16 protein-coding genes and 1 tRNA gene are annotated in these 13,882 nt (G+C 63.4%); 6 read left to right on the top strand and 11 right to left on the bottom strand.

What is annotated here, in order from left to right; translation table 11 throughout:
- Nucleotide 1: 1 nt before the first annotated feature.
- The gene (leuC, locus tag L0C59_RS02675) at nt 2-1,414 is read right to left on the bottom strand and encodes a 3-isopropylmalate dehydratase large subunit (protein ID WP_243089672.1); all 1,413 of its coding nucleotides are present in this window, start codon (nt 1,412-1,414) and stop codon (nt 2-4) included.
- A gap of 168 nt (nt 1,415-1,582) precedes the next feature.
- Here leuC and L0C59_RS02670 point away from each other — a divergent pair, with 168 nt between their 5' ends.
- The 5 genes from L0C59_RS02670 (at nt 1,583) to L0C59_RS02650 (ending at nt 4,323) form a co-directional block, all read left to right on the top strand.
- Nucleotides 1,583-1,987 carry an apolipoprotein A1/A4/E family protein gene (locus L0C59_RS02670; RefSeq protein WP_243089671.1) on the top strand — a complete coding sequence of 135 codons (405 nt, stop codon included), beginning with the start codon at nt 1,583-1,585 and terminating at the stop codon, nt 1,985-1,987.
- Between the two features lie 45 nt (nt 1,988-2,032).
- A tRNA-Leu gene (locus L0C59_RS02665) sits at nt 2,033-2,119 on the top strand.
- A 41-nt stretch (nt 2,120-2,160) separates the two neighbouring features.
- The gene (gene trpS / locus L0C59_RS02660) at nt 2,161-3,174 is read left to right on the top strand and encodes a tryptophan--tRNA ligase (protein WP_243089670.1); all 1,014 of its coding nucleotides are present in this window, start codon (nt 2,161-2,163) and stop codon (nt 3,172-3,174) included.
- The gene (locus L0C59_RS02655) at nt 3,171-3,869 is read left to right on the top strand and encodes a chromosome segregation protein ScpA (RefSeq protein ID WP_243089669.1); all 699 of its coding nucleotides are present in this window, start codon (nt 3,171-3,173) and stop codon (nt 3,867-3,869) included. The genes trpS and L0C59_RS02655 overlap by 4 nt, the downstream gene beginning before the upstream one ends.
- Before the next feature lie 286 nt (nt 3,870-4,155).
- Nucleotides 4,156-4,323, top strand: coding sequence for a nucleotidyltransferase family protein (locus tag L0C59_RS02650; protein WP_243089668.1), 168 nt, complete (start codon nt 4,156-4,158; stop codon nt 4,321-4,323).
- A gap of 339 nt (nt 4,324-4,662) precedes the next feature.
- Here L0C59_RS02650 and L0C59_RS11235 read toward each other — a convergent pair whose 3' ends face one another.
- The 6 genes from L0C59_RS11235 to L0C59_RS02620 all read right to left on the bottom strand — a co-directional run bounded on the left by L0C59_RS11235 (nt 4,663) and on the right by L0C59_RS02620 (nt 9,165).
- Nucleotides 4,663-5,025 carry a type II secretion system protein gene (locus L0C59_RS11235; protein WP_279232454.1) on the bottom strand — a complete coding sequence of 121 codons (363 nt, stop codon included), beginning with the start codon at nt 5,023-5,025 and terminating at the stop codon, nt 4,663-4,665.
- A 212-nt stretch (nt 5,026-5,237) separates the two neighbouring features.
- Nucleotides 5,238-6,902, bottom strand: coding sequence for a pilus assembly PilX N-terminal domain-containing protein (locus L0C59_RS02640; protein WP_243089667.1), 1,665 nt, complete (start codon nt 6,900-6,902; stop codon nt 5,238-5,240).
- 12 nt (nt 6,903-6,914) lie between these two features.
- Nucleotides 6,915-7,619: a PilW family protein gene (locus tag L0C59_RS02635; RefSeq protein WP_243089666.1), complete on the bottom strand. Its 705-nt coding sequence runs from the start codon at nt 7,617-7,619 to the stop codon at nt 6,915-6,917.
- Nucleotides 7,616-8,176, bottom strand: a complete 561-nt coding sequence (locus L0C59_RS02630; protein WP_243089665.1) for a type IV pilus modification PilV family protein — start codon at nt 8,174-8,176, stop codon at nt 7,616-7,618. The genes L0C59_RS02635 and L0C59_RS02630 overlap by 4 nt, the downstream gene beginning before the upstream one ends.
- Nucleotides 8,173-8,643 (bottom strand): GspH/FimT family pseudopilin, encoded by a 471-nt coding sequence (locus tag L0C59_RS02625; RefSeq protein ID WP_243089664.1) that lies wholly within the window; start codon nt 8,641-8,643, stop codon nt 8,173-8,175. The genes L0C59_RS02630 and L0C59_RS02625 overlap by 4 nt, the downstream gene beginning before the upstream one ends.
- 51 nt (nt 8,644-8,694) lie before the next feature.
- The gene (locus L0C59_RS02620; RefSeq protein WP_243089663.1) at nt 8,695-9,165 is read right to left on the bottom strand and encodes a GspH/FimT family protein; all 471 of its coding nucleotides are present in this window, start codon (nt 9,163-9,165) and stop codon (nt 8,695-8,697) included.
- 70 nt (nt 9,166-9,235) lie between these two features.
- Between L0C59_RS02620 and L0C59_RS02615 the strand changes: the two genes are divergently transcribed.
- A complete protein-coding gene (locus tag L0C59_RS02615) occupies nt 9,236-10,426 on the top strand; it encodes a thiolase family protein (protein WP_243089662.1) in 1,191 nt (396 codons plus the stop codon).
- A gap of 37 nt (nt 10,427-10,463) precedes the next feature.
- Here L0C59_RS02615 and L0C59_RS02610 read toward each other — a convergent pair whose 3' ends face one another.
- The 4 genes from L0C59_RS02610 to L0C59_RS02600 form a co-directional block, all read right to left on the bottom strand.
- Nucleotides 10,464-10,772, bottom strand: coding sequence for a DUF503 domain-containing protein (locus tag L0C59_RS02610; RefSeq protein ID WP_243089661.1), 309 nt, complete (start codon nt 10,770-10,772; stop codon nt 10,464-10,466).
- Nucleotides 10,773-10,922: 150 nt separating this feature from the next.
- The gene (locus tag L0C59_RS11230) at nt 10,923-11,030 is read right to left on the bottom strand and encodes a HepT-like ribonuclease domain-containing protein (RefSeq protein WP_423247918.1); all 108 of its coding nucleotides are present in this window, start codon (nt 11,028-11,030) and stop codon (nt 10,923-10,925) included.
- A gap of 23 nt (nt 11,031-11,053) precedes the next feature.
- Nucleotides 11,054-11,365 (bottom strand): nucleotidyltransferase family protein, encoded by a 312-nt coding sequence (locus L0C59_RS02605; RefSeq protein ID WP_243089660.1) that lies wholly within the window; start codon nt 11,363-11,365, stop codon nt 11,054-11,056.
- Nucleotides 11,366-11,402: 37 nt separating this feature from the next.
- Nucleotides 11,403-13,868, bottom strand: a complete 2,466-nt coding sequence (locus L0C59_RS02600; RefSeq protein ID WP_243089659.1) for a BamA/OMP85 family outer membrane protein — start codon at nt 13,866-13,868, stop codon at nt 11,403-11,405.
- Between the last annotated feature and the right edge of the window lie 14 nt (nt 13,869-13,882).

Here is a 13,882-nt window from a genome sequence, read left to right as displayed (position 1 = left end):
CTTACCTCCCGATCCCAAACACTTCCCGGGCGTCGGCGATCTCCCCCGCCACCGCCGCCGCCGCCACCATGAGGGGGCTCATGAGCACCGTGCGTCCCTTGGGGCTTCCCATCCTTCCCTTGTAGTTGCGGTTGGAGGAGCTGGCCGCCAGCTCGTCTCCCTGCAGGCGGTCGGGGTTCATGGCCAGGCACATGGAGCACCCCGGGTTCCGCCACTCAAACCCCGCCTCCCGGAAGACCTCGGCGATGCCCTCCTCTTCCGCCTTCTTGGCCACCCACTCCGACCCCGGCACCACCAGGGCCCGCACCCCCTTCTTCACCTGGTGGCCCTTGAGGTAGCGGGCCACCTCCCGCAGGTCGGAAAGCCGGGCGTTGGTGCAGCTGCCGATGAAGGCCACCTGGATGGGTACTCCCTTGATGGGCTGGCCGGGCTTAAGGCCCATGTAGGCCAAGGCCTCCTCGGCCACCGGGCGCTCCTCTGGGGGAAGCTCCTCCAAAAGGGGAATCCTCCCGTCTATGGGCACCGCCTGCCCGGGGTTGATGCCCCAGGTGACCGTGGGGGGGATCTCCTCCGCCCGGAAGGTGACCACGTCGTGGTAGGTGGCGTCGGGGTCAGAGGCGAAGCTTTTCCAGCGCCGCTTGGCCTCCTCCCACTCCGCTCCCTTGGGGCTATAGGGCCGGCCTTCCAGGTAGGCAAAGGTGGTCTCGTCGGGGTTAACGTAGCCGATGCGGGCCCCGCCCTCAATGGACATGTTGCACAGGGTCATGCGGCTTTCCATATCCATGGCCTCCACCGCGCTTCCCCCGTACTCGTAGGCGTACCCCAACCCTCCCTTCACCCCCAGGTGGCGGATGATGTGCAGGATCACGTCCTTGGCGTAGACCCCGGGGGAAAGCTTCCCCTCGATGTTGATGCGCCGCACCTTAAGCTTCTGGGCCGCCAGGGTCTGGGTGGCGAGGACGTCCCGCACCTGGCTGGTGCCGATGCCGAAGGCCACGGCCCCGAAGGCCCCGTGGGTGGAGGTGTGGGAGTCCCCGCAGGCGATGGTCATCCCGGGCTGGGTCAGGCCCAGCTGGGGGCCGATCACGTGCACGATGCCTTGGTTCCCGCTTCCCAGGTCGAAGAAGGTGATGCCGTGCTCCCTGGTGTTCTGGCGCAGGGCCTCCAGCATGCTCTGGGCCAAGGGGTCCTGGAAGGGCTCGGTGCGGTCGTGGGTGGGGACGATGTGGTCCACGGTAGCGAAGGTGCGGTGGGGGTAGCGTACCCTAAGGCCGAGGTCCTTAAGCATCCCGAAGGCCTGGGGGCTCGTCACCTCGTGCAGGAGGTGCAGGTCGATGAAAAGCTGGCTTTGCCCGCTTCGGAGCTTCCTTACCTCGTGCGCCTCCCATACCTTCTCGTAAAGCGTTTTTCCCATGCTCCCTCCCTTGGAAAAATCCCCCGGGTTTTGGGCCCGGGGGAAGGCAACAGGGCTTCCCTATGCCGGGCCTGCCCGGCCTAGGTCTAGCAGGAAGCCCCGCCGCATTGCCCTATAGCCTACGCTTCCTTTGCCCCGGGGTCAAGGGCTATGCTAGCCTTAAGTCAGATGACCACGGAGGAGCGGCTTTACAAGCTGGAAGGGATCGTGGAAGGGGTGATGGCCACCCTTCCGGAGCGCATAACTTCCCTGGAAAACCGCATGGACCTCCTGCGCCAAGAGCTTAAGGGCGACATAGCGGGCCTGCGCCAGGAGTTTAAGGGCGAGATGGCCTCCCTGCGCCAGGAGCTCAAGGCGGAGATGGGGGCTTTGGAGGGCCGGCTTGGGGAGCAGATGGCCTCCTTGCGGCAGGAGCTGAAGGGGGATATGGCCTCCCTGCGCCAGGAGCTAAAGGGAGATATGGCTTCCTTGCGTCAGGAGCTCAAGGGGGACATCAACACCGCCCTAAACCGGCTCATGCTCTACTTCAGCGCCCTGGCGGTAATCCTCGCCCTCCTCACCCTTTGGCGCTAGGACTTGACGGGATAAGGGCCCTTCCGTACAATAACCCTTGCGTCTGCCGGGGTGGCGGAATTGGTAGACGCGCACGATTCAGGGTCGTGTGTCCTTGCGGACGTGCGGGTTCAAGTCCCGCCCCCGGCACCAAAAGGCCCCGCTTATGCGGGGTTTTTGCTATTCTTAAGGGCATGACGCGGGTTCTTTCCGGCATCCAGCCCTCGGGGGAGATCCACATCGGCAACTACCTGGGGGCCATCAAACAGTGGGTGGAGCTGGGGGAGCGCCTGGGGCGGGAGGCCTTTTTCTGCATCGTGGACTACCACGCCCTCACCAACCCCCTGGCCTACGACCCCTCGACCTTGGCCCGGCGCACCTTTGAGGCCGCCTTGGTGAACATGGCGGCGGGCCTCAACCCGGAAAATGTCACCCTCTTCGTCCAGTCCCATGTGCCCGAGCACACGGAGCTTTCCTGGGTTTTCACCACCATAACCCCCTTGGGGGACCTCACCCGCATGACCCAGTTCAAGGACAAGGCCGCCAAGCAGGAGGCGGTGTGGAGCGGGCTCCTCATGTACCCGGTCCTGCAGGCGGCGGATATCCTCATCTACAAGGCGGATACCGTCCCCGTGGGGGAGGACCAGGTGCAGCACATCGAGCTCACCCGGGAGATCGCCCGCCGCTTCAACGCCCTTTTCGGGGAAACCTTCCCCGAGCCCGAAGCCCTTCTCAACCCCGAGGCCCCCAGGGTGCCGGGCATAGACGGCAAGGCCAAGATGAGCAAGTCCCTGGGCAACACCATCGGCCTCCTGGAGGAGGAGGGGAGCATCTGGGAGAAGATCCGCCACCTTCCCGACGACCCCCAGCGCATCCGCCTCTCCGACCCCGGGGACCCGGGGCGGACCGTGGTGTTCACCTACCTTTCCTACTTCGCCCCCAAGGAGCTGGTGGAGGTCCTGAAGGAGGAGTACCGCAAGGCGGGGATCGGGACCTTGGTGGTGAAGCGGGTCCTCTTTGAGGAGATGATGAAGGTCCTCCGCCCCATCCGGGAGCGGGCGGAGGAGCTTAGGAAGGACCCGGACTACGTGATGGATGCCCTCCTCGAGGGGGCCAGGCGGGCCCGGGCCGTGGCCCAGGCCACCATGGAGGAGGTGCGGGAGAAGGTGGGGCTTCTTCTCCCCAGCAAGCGCCCCGTGTACCGGTGATCCGCCTCGAGGTCCCCGGGTTTTCCGGCACCCCCCAGGAGTTGCGGGAGGCCTTGAGGCGGGGGCGTATCTCCCCCAGGGCTTTACCCGTGCTCGCCATCGTGGAGCAGGCCCTTTCCCAGGTCCCCGAGGACCTAAAGGAGAGAAGCGAGCTCCTCCCCATCCTGGCGGAGTTGCTGGTCCTGAGGCTTTCCCCGGAAAGGGCCCTTGCCCCCAGGGAGGAAGGGGAGGAGGCCTCCCTGGTGCGGGCGCTTTTGGACCTTTCGGAGACCGTGGCCTTTTTGGAGGAGCGGCTTAGGAGGCGCTCCCGCCTGATCCCCGTCCCCCCTCCTCCCCTTCCCAAGCCCGCCCTCCGCCTTCCACCCCGGGCCCTGGCCGAGGCGGCAAGGCCCTTTAGGAAAGCGGTCTTGGCCCTGGGCCGGGAGCGGTTTGGCCTCATGGAGGCCTGGGCTCGGATCAAGGCCTTCCTGAAGGGGCGTCTGGCCTTTCACCAGCTCCCCTTGAGGACCTGGGAGGAGAAGGCCGTGGGCTTCGCCGCCCTCTTGGAGGCCCACCGCCTGGGGAGGGTGGCGCTGGAGCAGGCGGAGAACTTTGGCCCCCTCTGGCTGGTGGCCAGGGAGAGGGAAGAGGAGGCGCCCTTTCCCCCCTCTCCCGCCCAGCTGGGCAGGGAAGGGGGCTTCCTTGGGGGCGGATAGAAGGGGTGGGAAGGGTGAGGCCGCCAAGCCCCTTCTGCGGTTAACCGCCGGGGAGTACCCGGCCCGGGAGGGGCCTAGCCCGAGCGGCACGGAGTTGCTGGAGGGGGTGTCCCACGCCACACCCGCGCGTGGGGGTGACGCCTGTGTACCGGGGCCTTCAGGCTGAGGGTGGGGAAGAAGGCTTTTGCCGTCCTGGCCTCATGCTGGCCTCTTCCGGCCCTCCCTCCTCACGCACCCTACGGGGAGGGCCAGGTGGTACCGTGGAGGTGCCCTGGGGCCCCAGGAGGTGAGGACCAGGATAGGGCCTTACCGGGAGGAGTTGAGGGAACGGTTTGGGGTGGAGGCCTTTTACCATTTTGGCTCCTCGGCTCGAGGGGAGGCGGGGGAGGAAAGCGATGTGGACTTTTTGGTCCGTTTTTCCGCCCGCCCGGTTTCCTGGGCTATATGGGCTTGAAGCTCTTTCTGCAGGAGCTTCTAGGGAGGCCCGTGGACCTGGTCATGGAGCACACCTTGCGGCCCGAACTGCGGCCCCTTATGGAGCGGGAGGCGTTAAAGGTTGCGTGATTGGCGGATATACCTGGCCGACATGCGGGGTTCGCCTCTAGGGCCCTCCGCTACCGGCAGGGCTTGGGGCGGCAGGCGGTGTTCACCGATTCCATGCGCCTGGGCGCCATCTTGCACAACCGGGAGCTCTTGGGAGAGGCGGCCAAAAAGGTTCGCTAGATTGGTCATTGATTGCTAAAAGCAAACACTGGGTAGGCGTTTCGCCCACCCAGTGTTTCCTGAAGGAAAACTACTGGCCTATAGTTTCGTTGGGATTGGTAGCGCCGCCGTATGTCACTGTAACTACCTGAGTGGTGGGGTCGTAGGTAACGTCACAGGTGGTCAGAGTTTGGGGCGCCGTGCCAGCACTGTAGGCGCCTACGCTATAGGAATTCAGACAAGTTTTTTGGACCTCGTTCTGGGCAATGTTGGGGTTCTCAGCGATCGCGGCATTAGCAACCTTGTAGACGTTCTGTGCGTAAGCCTGTTCCGCGCGGATCTGGGCTGTGCGCCGGGCCTGGAGCAGGTTGGGTACCAGGACCGCTGCCAGGATACCGATGATGGCGATGACGATCAGAAGCTCAATCAGGGTGAAGCCTTTTGCGTTACGCATACCTCTTTACCTCCTTAGGGATTCCCGCGCCTTCATGTATTGCGCGGCCATGACTGCCTGTTGCCGACTTGCCTATCCTATGGGCTTACCCTTTTTAACCCCGCTCTCACCTCCCTTCACCCCACATTCTCTTGGGTCTTTCCCCTCCTTGTCAACCCCCCTTTGGGGGTACAGCCTTAGGTTGGGGCAGGGGTGTGAAAGGGGTGTGAAAGCTAACGCCGCTCATAGGAAAGGACCTTAAAGGTTGGCACGCCACCTTTCAGGCTAGGCATAAGCACGGGACGGTTTTGTTGTGGGATGCGTATGTAAACCACCTCAGCCTTTTGGCCAGCGTTACAGTTGGTTTGGTTACCGGCGCTGGTGGTGCAGAACTGGTTGCTGATTACTGTGCCAAAGAGAACGTTGTCTTTTACCACCCGGAAAGTTCCTCCAGCATATACCGGGGCCATCACATATTGTCCTCTCTGGTAGACATCCTTTTCAGCGACAATGCCCAACACATGATTGGGGAACTTTCCGTGGGAAGCATCGGGGAGGAGGTTGCCATTTATATCCAAATTACCTCCTTGTCCGTCCTTGGCCAGCACAGCAAAAGTAGCCTTCTTCTCATCGCCGGAAAGAGCCCTGTAGGCTATTGGCCGCTCAAAGACCACATTCAGCCCCTCTAGCGTTATGTCTCCGTATACCTCCAGAACCCCTTGCCCGCTGGAATACGAGTACCTAAAGCCACCCCTGGTACCGTCCAGGCGGGTAAAGGTGCAGTCTATGTTCCCCTGATCCAGGGTGAGGGTTCCAGAAAGCATGGAGCTAAGGCATGAGGGCTGGAGGGTAACCTGAGTAGGCTGGAGTAAGTTTAGGGTGTTACCTATCCGCTCAATCCGCAAAGCCGCCTTATCCTGCAAGCACGCGCGCCACGTGGAGTAACTACTACAAGTGTCCGAGTCTAGTTTTGCGTCCAAAGTGGGAAAGGGTGGGGGATTGGAGAGGTCAAAGGGCCCCATGGCCTCGGTGCACACCCCCTTGTTGTTTTGGCACACGTTTACGTTCTGCCCGGTAATGTCCTGGGTGCCCCTTCCCACAAAAACCCCTTTGACCTTGTTGTTGGGCTCTCCAATCTGTGTGCTTCCTCCTACGGAGATTTTTCCATATTGAACGCGCACACTAGCGCACAGATCGCTCACCCGCTGGTAGGAGCTTTCCACCAGATTGGCGATGCCAGGGTAGGTGGTGAGGTCATAGCGGTTGTACAAGGTAAAGTTGCCGTTGCTCTCTATGACATATTGGTCGGGATTGCTGGGGTTGCCAACGATGTAAATACCCCCCCTTATGGTGGCCCCGCCGTTCAGCCAGCGGTTGGCCTGGCCTGTTCCAGCAAAAATTGCTTGCTCTAGATAACCGCTGTTGCTGAGACGGAAAGTGGCTTGTACGGTCGCTTTGGCTCCACTAGAGGTGCCCCGGGAAACAAGGGTAAAAAGCTCACCGTCCTGGGCATCTCGGATCAGGGTAACCGTATACTGGCCAACAGGGTTTCCGTTGGCATCCAACACGTTTTCGTTTTGGGCCAGGACGATTCGGTTGTCGGTAAAGGTAAGGAGGGTTCCGTTGCGATGAAGGTCTACACCCGTGACTAAGGAGGAGTAGCACCCAGCTCCCCCTCCGGTATTTATCTGCTGCTCGCGCCAAACGTATTGTTGGAAAAGCACGGCCTTGTACTTCTGAAGGCCGGCTTCGGCGGCATAGAAGGCTTGAACGGAGGTAGTATCGTTTCGGGTAACCCAAAGCTCAATCTGGGTCCGAAAGAAGGTGCCAAAGACCAGAAGGGTGATGAGGGCCATTAAGGCTAAGGTGGCTACTAGGGCAATGCCTTGCGTGCGCATACTTTCTCCTCCTTACTCAGGCAAGGGTTTCAGGTTGGGCAATAGCACTTCCTGCCTAAGGGCATAACAGCCGCGTCCTGCAGGACAGGCAAAACTTGCACCCGAAACCGTGGTAATCGTTTGGGGCCCGGCAACCTTCATGGGGCTTAGGGAATACCCCACCACCTCTACGATGGCGGAGCGGGGGTAGGCATCGGAGCCGCAATCGGAGGTGTTCCCGCTTTGTCCGTTGCTACACAGATAGCGGATGTCTAAAGCGGCTATGCCGTCCGCTAAAGGTTGAAAAGAAGGGTCTGGTGCCAAACAGTCCCTTCCGCTGGTGGGGGTAGCATTAACGTCGCTCCGTAGCAGGGTATCGCCCTGGAAGGCGTATTCCACGCTACGGCAAGCTTGGCTGGAATCTCGCAGGCTGGTGACGTAGGAAATCTTAATAGAATCCTTGGGCCCGCCGTCTATTCCTTCCAAGACGTGCCCGCTAGGTAGCGTGAAACCTCTATTCTCAGCACCTTGGTTCCAATAGGTTGCCCCGGCCATCTGGAGGTCTCCACTGACCACCTGCATTACCATGCGCACCCGGTCTTGAAGTTCGCTTCGGGCCTGGGTCTCCCGGGCCAGCTCCGCATTTTCGGTGAAATATCGCGTGGCTAGGCCAAGGATCACCACCAAAATGGCCAAGGCTACCAGGACTTCCACCAAGGTGAAACCCCTACGCCTCATGGCCTACCTCCTCCGGGAGGGGGGCAGGGGGCGGGCTTGTCGTTGGTGGGGGAGGGATAGACGTCATAGCAAGTTACCCGCCTTCCCATGGTCACTGTGGGCCCACGGTCATGTGTGGCCGTAACCACGATGGTCACCACTCCTTCGCCCAAGATGCCACTCTCGCCGGAGATACGCCAGTCCACCTTGACGTTCCCCTGCTGTTCTTCCCCTTCGCAGGCTACGTTCCGAAGATTGTTGGTGCTGTTTCCTCTGAGCTCAGGGGGAGGGTTTACTGAGGTGGGGCAACGATAGTAGTAATCCACAAAGTAGAAGCTCCGCCCGGTCTGGGGATCGTCTATTTTCGGGTCAGGTGAGGGAAGGATTTCGCTTTTTAGCACCTCGGCGGACTTCTGCTCCAACACCCTCACCGCTGCCGCTTTGGCATCGGTGGCGTAACGGCTTTGGGCCGAAACCCGTAGATTGGATAGCTGGCTCATGAGTAGCGCCCCAAAGGCAATGCCTAAAACAGCCAAAGCGATAAGGGTTTCCAGCAGGGTTAGCCCTTGTCTTCTCATTGGATAGCCGCCCTCCCTTGCGGCGAGATCTGCACGGTTTTGCTATAGGTTCCTTGTCGGTTGCTAAGGATTGTCTCAATCTGGATGAAGCCGGTGGGAATGCCCCGGGTATCAAAAACTAAGGAAGTCCCACCTGAAACTTGGGCGAGCTTTACCCGCCCCCAGTCCCCTTGGCCAAACGTGATGGTTTGGATCGCTTCGTTAGTATCGTAGGTTCTGTTGCCATTCCTATCTACAAAAACCAAGTACCCTCCGTTTCCAGTGGTAAAGAAGACCAAACCAGCGAAAGCGTTTTGCCGTATAGCCTCGAGCCGGGCCCGGGTTACCTGGGCGGCCAAGGACTGGGCTGCTTGGTTTACCGCTTGGCGGTCGGGGTTGAGGATACCGGCACTCAGGGCCAGCACCACCCCCAAAACCGCCAGGAGGATGACGAGTTCTATCAGGGAAAAGCCATGGCGCCATCTCACGCTTCCCAGGGTAGCCCCGGCTGAGGGTAGGCACATCCCCCAGATGGGGGGTTACTCCACCCGGGCACGGCCTTGCTGGCTGACGACCACTTTGCGGGTGGCGGTGCCGGAGGTGAGGCCTATGGTGCCGGTAATGGGCTTGGCGGGAAGGCCTCTGGGGTCGAACAGGATGGGCATATTGCCCAGGGTGCTCCGGCTGGGGTCTAGCCGCACCCGGGCCCAGTCGCCCTGGCCAAAGCGCACCAGATGGACCTCTTCGCCCGGGTCGTAAACCCGGTTCCCGTTTCGGTCCAGGAAGACGGCATACCCCCCTGCCCCCTGGGTGTAGACCATCAGGCCAGCAAAGCTGTTTTGCCGGATGGCCTCCAGCCTGGCCCGGGTCACTTGCGCCGCCAGGGAGCGGGCGGCGGCGTCCAGGGCCAGGCGGTTTGGGGAAAGGAGGGGAAGTCCCAGTCCCACGAGCACTCCCAGGATCCCCAGGATGACCAAAAGCTCAAGAAGGGTAAAGGCGCCCGTGCGCATGAGTCTAGGATCAGTCTAGCGGTATCTTGCCCCTTTCCGGGTGCGCTGGGCCAAGGAGTATGATGACCCCATGCAGGAGGTCTACATCGTTTCCGCGGTGCGCACCCCCATCGGGAAGTTTGGGGGGGCGTTTAAGGACGTAAGCCCGGTGGAGCTGGGGGCCCACGCCATGCGGGCGGCCTTGGCCCGGGCGGGGGTGGAGGGGAAGGAGCTGGACCTCTACGTGTTTGGGAACGTGCTTCGGGCCGGGCACGGGCAGCTACTTCCCCGGCAGGCGGCCCTGAAGGCGGGCATCCCCAAGGAGGTGGACGGGTACCAGGTGGACATGGTCTGCGCCTCGGGGATGATGGCGGTGATGAACGCCGTGCAGTTCCTGCGCACGGGGGAGGCAAGGCTGGCCCTGGCCGGGGGGATGGAGTCCATGAGCCAGGCGGGGTTTTACCTCTCCCATAGGGCCCGGTGGGGGTACAAGTTCCTCATGGGGGCTCCGGAAAGCCTCCAGGACATCCTCCTCAGGGATGGCCTGTCGGACCCCTTCTCGGGGGAGGCCATGGGGGAGCAGGCGGAAAGGCTGGCCCAGGACTACGGGGTGAGCCGGGAGGAGGTGGACGAGGCCGCCTACCTTTCCCACAAGCGGGCGGCGGAGGCCACGGAGAAGGGCTTTTTTGCCCAGGAGTTGGCCCCCATGGAGCTTCCCGGGAGGAAGGGGACGGTGGTGGTGGACAAGGACGAGGGCATCCGCCCCGAGACCACCCTCGAGTCCCTTTCGGCCCTGAAGCCGGCCTTCCGGAAGGAGGGCATCCTCACCGCCGGGAACGCCAGCCAGATCTCCGACGGGGCGGCAGCGCTCCTTTTGGCCTCGGAGGAGGCGGTGAGGGCCCATGGCCTGAAGCCCATCGCCCGGGTGCTGGGGGGAGCCTGGGCGGCAGGGGAGGCCTGGCGCTTCCCCGAGGCCCCCATTCCCGCGGTGAGGCGCCTTTTGGACCGGCTTGGCATGCGGGTGGAGGATTTCGGCCTCTTTGAGAACAACGAGGCCTTCGCCCTGAACAACGTGCTCTTCCACCGGCTCTTGGGGGTGCCCTACGAGCGCCTGAACGTCTTCGGGGGGGCGGTGGCCCTGGGCCACCCCATCGGGGCCAGCGGGGCCAGGATCCTGGTCACCCTGCTGAACGCCCTGAGGGTGAAGGGGGAGGAGCGGGGCCTGGCCGCCATCTGCCATGGGACGGGGGGGTCCACGGCCTTGGCGGTGGAGCTGGTCTAGCCTTAATCCAGGAGGGGTGCAGGAAGGCGGGAAGGGTCTAGACCAGGCCGTCCAGCTCGAAGGCCTCGAGGCGGAACTCCTCCAAGGCCACCCGGAAGGCCCCCTGGTAGGCCAGAAAACGGGCAGCCTCCCTAAGGGTTTCCTCCACCCACGCGGGGTCGTTGCCCAGGAGGCTCAGGCCCACCACCTCAAAGCCCCAGGCGTCCAGGCCATAAAGCCGGGCCGCGGAGACGGGGAAGCGGGCCTTGACCCGCTCCAGGGCCGGCTTGATAAGGGCGCGCTTTTCCTTGAGGCTACGGGCCGGGGTTTCCAGCCTTGCGGTGTAGAGGCCCAGATAGGCTTTCATGGCAGGGACGCCGCCGGCGTCAAGAACAGTTTGCAGGGGCCTGGGCCTCGGCGCAACTAGGATCCCCCTTCCGCCAGGATGGCCTTGGGCTGTTGGCTGAGAACAGGTATGTCCTTCTGGGCGATGGCGGCCACGATTTCCATATCCACGTCAATCATGGATAAGCCGGTTGCGCAGGTCGGCGATGCTCCGCCAGGGGACATGAGGGTACCGGCTCTGCCAAGCTGGGGAAAGACCCCTGGCTGCTTGCCCTGGGATTTCCAGAAAGGAGGCGGGTGCGGTCAGAGAGGCTGGCCTTCCTCATAAAGGGGTTTGGCCTCCTTTAGGACCTGCTCGCGGAAGTGGCGGCCCAGGCTTCTTGCCGTGTGGAGGTCTACCCGCCTGCCAAAGAGGCGGGCAAGCTCCTCTTCTAGCCGGAAAAAGTCTAGGCCGGGCACCTTTTCGGGGTAGAACTCCACCAGGAGGTCCAGGTCGCTTTGTTCGTCCGCCTCCCCCCGGGCAAAGGAACCGAATACCCAAAGGCGCCGTACGCCAAAAGGGCGGCACACCTGGCTGAGGGCCTTGGAGATGGGGCCTAAGACCTCTTGGGCCACAGGCCCATTGTAGCGCAAAAGGGCTTCCCGAAGGGCCTTAGAACATGGGCCCAATGCGGAAGTGGAGCCTCCCCGTGGGGCTTTCCGGGCTAAAGGCGTAGTCCAGGCGCAAGGAGGGGAGGAGGGCCCCAAAGAGGTCCAGGTCCAGCTGGAAGCCCAGGCCCGCCCCCCACTTTACCCCCCCGGTGTTGTCGGCAATGCCCAGGTCGGTGAAGAGGATGCCGTAGAGGTTGGTGCCCCCCTGGGGGGAGAGGCGGAAGTCGTAGCGGTACTCCACGCTTCCCGTGGCGAAGGAAAGCCCCCCGTATTTGCGGTCCTCGTAGCCCCTGAGGAGGAAGGCCTCGGCCCCACCCCCGGAGAGGAAGAAGCGCTCGCTTTCCGGGGGGAAGCCCAGGAGGGTGCCCGCGGAGAGGCGGAAGGCCAGGGCCTGGCGCCGTTCCTCGTCCAGGGGCATATAGGTCTTCCCCGTGGCCACCAGGGGCACGAAGAAGCTCCGCCCCCCCGTGTCGGGGAAGGAAAGGCCTAGGCCGGTGCTGAGGCTTGCCTCGTAGCCCTGGGTGCGGAAGCGGGGGTTGTCCACCTCGGTGTAGGTGAGGCCGGTGTCCAGCCTCAGGGTCCAGCCGGGGGTGGGGAGGAGGCTTTGGGCCAGGCTGGGGTTCTTGTAGCCGGTGCCGTCGCAGTACTTGGGGTCGTTGGGGTCGGTGGCCGCGGGGTTGCAGGGGGCATTGGGGTCATAGACCTCGAGGGCATACGCCGACCGCCGGGCGGAAAGCCCCAAGGAGAGGCGCAGGTTCTCCAGGTCCTGGGAGAAGGGGCGGGAGAGGGAGAACCCGCCCCCGGTGCGCCGTTCCGTGTACTCCCAACCGGTGTCCGTGCTTCCGTCCAGGAGCTTGTTGTTGCCGATGGGGGTGGAGAAGAGGCTGAAGGAAAGGCTGGTGCGCACCTCCTTGAGATCCCCAAAGTCCAGGTAGAGCCAGGGGATGGCGTAGCTCACCGAGAGGGAGAGGTTGTCCTTGGCGTCGTTTTGCACGAAGGCCAGGTCCACCCCCACCTGGTGGGCCAGGCCGAAGAGGTTGGTCTCCTTGAAGGAGACGCTACCCGACCAGCCCTCCAGGGAGCTCCAGCCCAAGGCGGGCTGGAAGAGGCCGGTGCGGGCCTCCTTGAGGGAAAGGACCACCACCACCTCGTCCTCCTTCTCCCCGGGGGCCAGGCGCACCCCGGGGGGCTCGGCGAGAAGCCCCGTGGCCATGAGGCGGGCGATGCCCTGGCGCAGGGCGGGGATGCTGAAGAGGCTTCCCGGCCTCGGAAGTTCCCGCAGGATCACCTCCTCCTGGGTGCGGTGGTCTCCCTGCCACTCCAGGCGGTAGCCCCCGATCTTGAGTTCCAGGACCTGCAGGCGGAAGACCCCCTCTTGGAAGCCGTAGCGCACGTCGGCCACCTCGTAGCCCTTTTCCTGGTAATAGCTGGCGATGCGCCGGGCGTCCTCCTGGGCCAGGGTGGGAGTGTAGACCTCCCCGGGCTTCAGGCGGAGGAGGGCCAGGAGGGTTTCCGTGGGGAAGGCGGTGTTGCCGCTCACCTCCACCCGCTCGATCACCCCGCCTTCCGGGCCCGGCTGGAGCTGGATCCCCACCCCCTCCCCCTCGGGGGTGAGGTTGAAGTTCACCACCCGGGAAAGCCTTTTGGAAAGGGCCTGCACCCCTTCCAGGAGGAGGTCGTAGCGCAGGTAGTCCCCGGGCTTCAGGGGAAAGCCCGTGAGGTCCAGGCCTTCTCCTTGGATGCGCACCACCTTGAGCTCCCGTACCGCCACGGTGAGGAGGCCGTCCTCGAGGCGGCTTTCCTGGGCATCGGGGCCGCTAAAGCGGTAACCGGCCCTCTCGTAGCGGGCGGCCAGGCCCCTTAGGGCCTCCTGGTACTTGGCGAAGTCAAAGGGGCCCTTTAGGGGTTCCAGGAGCTTCAGAAGTTCGGCCTCGGGGAGGAGGCTTGCCCCTTTTAGGCGGACCTCCTTCACCTCCGGGCTTTCCTCCACCCGGAAGGTGAGGGCCATCTTGCCCGCCTGCTCCTTGGCCTCCACCACCACCTTAGGGGTGAAGGGGAAGCCATTCTGCCGGTAGGCCTCGGCCAGGGCTTTGGCCGCCTCCCCGGCCCTTATGGGGTTATAGGTGGCCTCCGGGCCGATGGCGAAGTTCTGTTCCAGGAAGCGCAGGAGGGCCTCCTGGGGGAAGGCCTTGCCCTCCACCCGCACCTGGCCGATGGGGGGGTAGGGGGTGAGGGTGATCTTAAGGACATCCCCTTCCAGACGCACCTCCACCTGCTGGAAGTACCCGGTGGCCAGGAGGGCCTTCCTGGCCTCCTCGAGGTTCCCTGGCTCGTCCCCCACCCCGAAGGGCAGGGCGGCCCGGGCCAGGGCCTGAAGGACGGGGTCGCCCCCTTCCACCGCCACCTCCCGGATGGGGGCCGCCAGGGCCATTAGGCTCAAGAAGACCAGGGCAAGGGGCCGCTTCATGGCGGAAAGCTTAC

It is taken from the genome of Thermus neutrinimicus, assembly GCF_022760955.1.
Taxonomy (GTDB): domain Bacteria; phylum Deinococcota; class Deinococci; order Deinococcales; family Thermaceae; genus Thermus; species Thermus neutrinimicus.
This window is presented reverse-complemented; position numbering and strand designations above follow the sequence as displayed.

Coding starts and splice junctions, on each gene's coding strand:
- L0C59_RS02610 (WP_243089661.1), bottom strand. CDS start 10,772: ATGAAAGCCTATCTGGGCCTCTACACCGCAAGGCTGGAAACCCCGGCC.
- L0C59_RS02620 (WP_243089663.1), bottom strand. CDS start 9,165: ATGCGCACGGGCGCCTTTACCCTTCTTGAGCTTTTGGTCATCCTGGGG.
- L0C59_RS02615 (WP_243089662.1), top strand. CDS start 9,236: ATGCAGGAGGTCTACATCGTTTCCGCGGTGCGCACCCCCATCGGGAAG.
- leuC (WP_243089672.1), bottom strand. CDS start 1,414: ATGGGAAAAACGCTTTACGAGAAGGTATGGGAGGCGCACGAGGTAAGG.
- L0C59_RS02670 (WP_243089671.1), top strand. CDS start 1,583: ATGACCACGGAGGAGCGGCTTTACAAGCTGGAAGGGATCGTGGAAGGG.
- trpS (WP_243089670.1), top strand. CDS start 2,161: ATGACGCGGGTTCTTTCCGGCATCCAGCCCTCGGGGGAGATCCACATC.
- L0C59_RS02635 (WP_243089666.1), bottom strand. CDS start 7,619: ATGAGGCGTAGGGGTTTCACCTTGGTGGAAGTCCTGGTAGCCTTGGCC.
- L0C59_RS02600 (WP_243089659.1), bottom strand. CDS start 13,868: ATGAAGCGGCCCCTTGCCCTGGTCTTCTTGAGCCTAATGGCCCTGGCG.
- L0C59_RS11235 (WP_279232454.1), bottom strand. CDS start 5,025: ATGCGTAACGCAAAAGGCTTCACCCTGATTGAGCTTCTGATCGTCATC.
- L0C59_RS02640 (WP_243089667.1), bottom strand. CDS start 6,902: ATGCGCACGCAAGGCATTGCCCTAGTAGCCACCTTAGCCTTAATGGCC.
- L0C59_RS02630 (WP_243089665.1), bottom strand. CDS start 8,176: ATGAGAAGACAAGGGCTAACCCTGCTGGAAACCCTTATCGCTTTGGCT.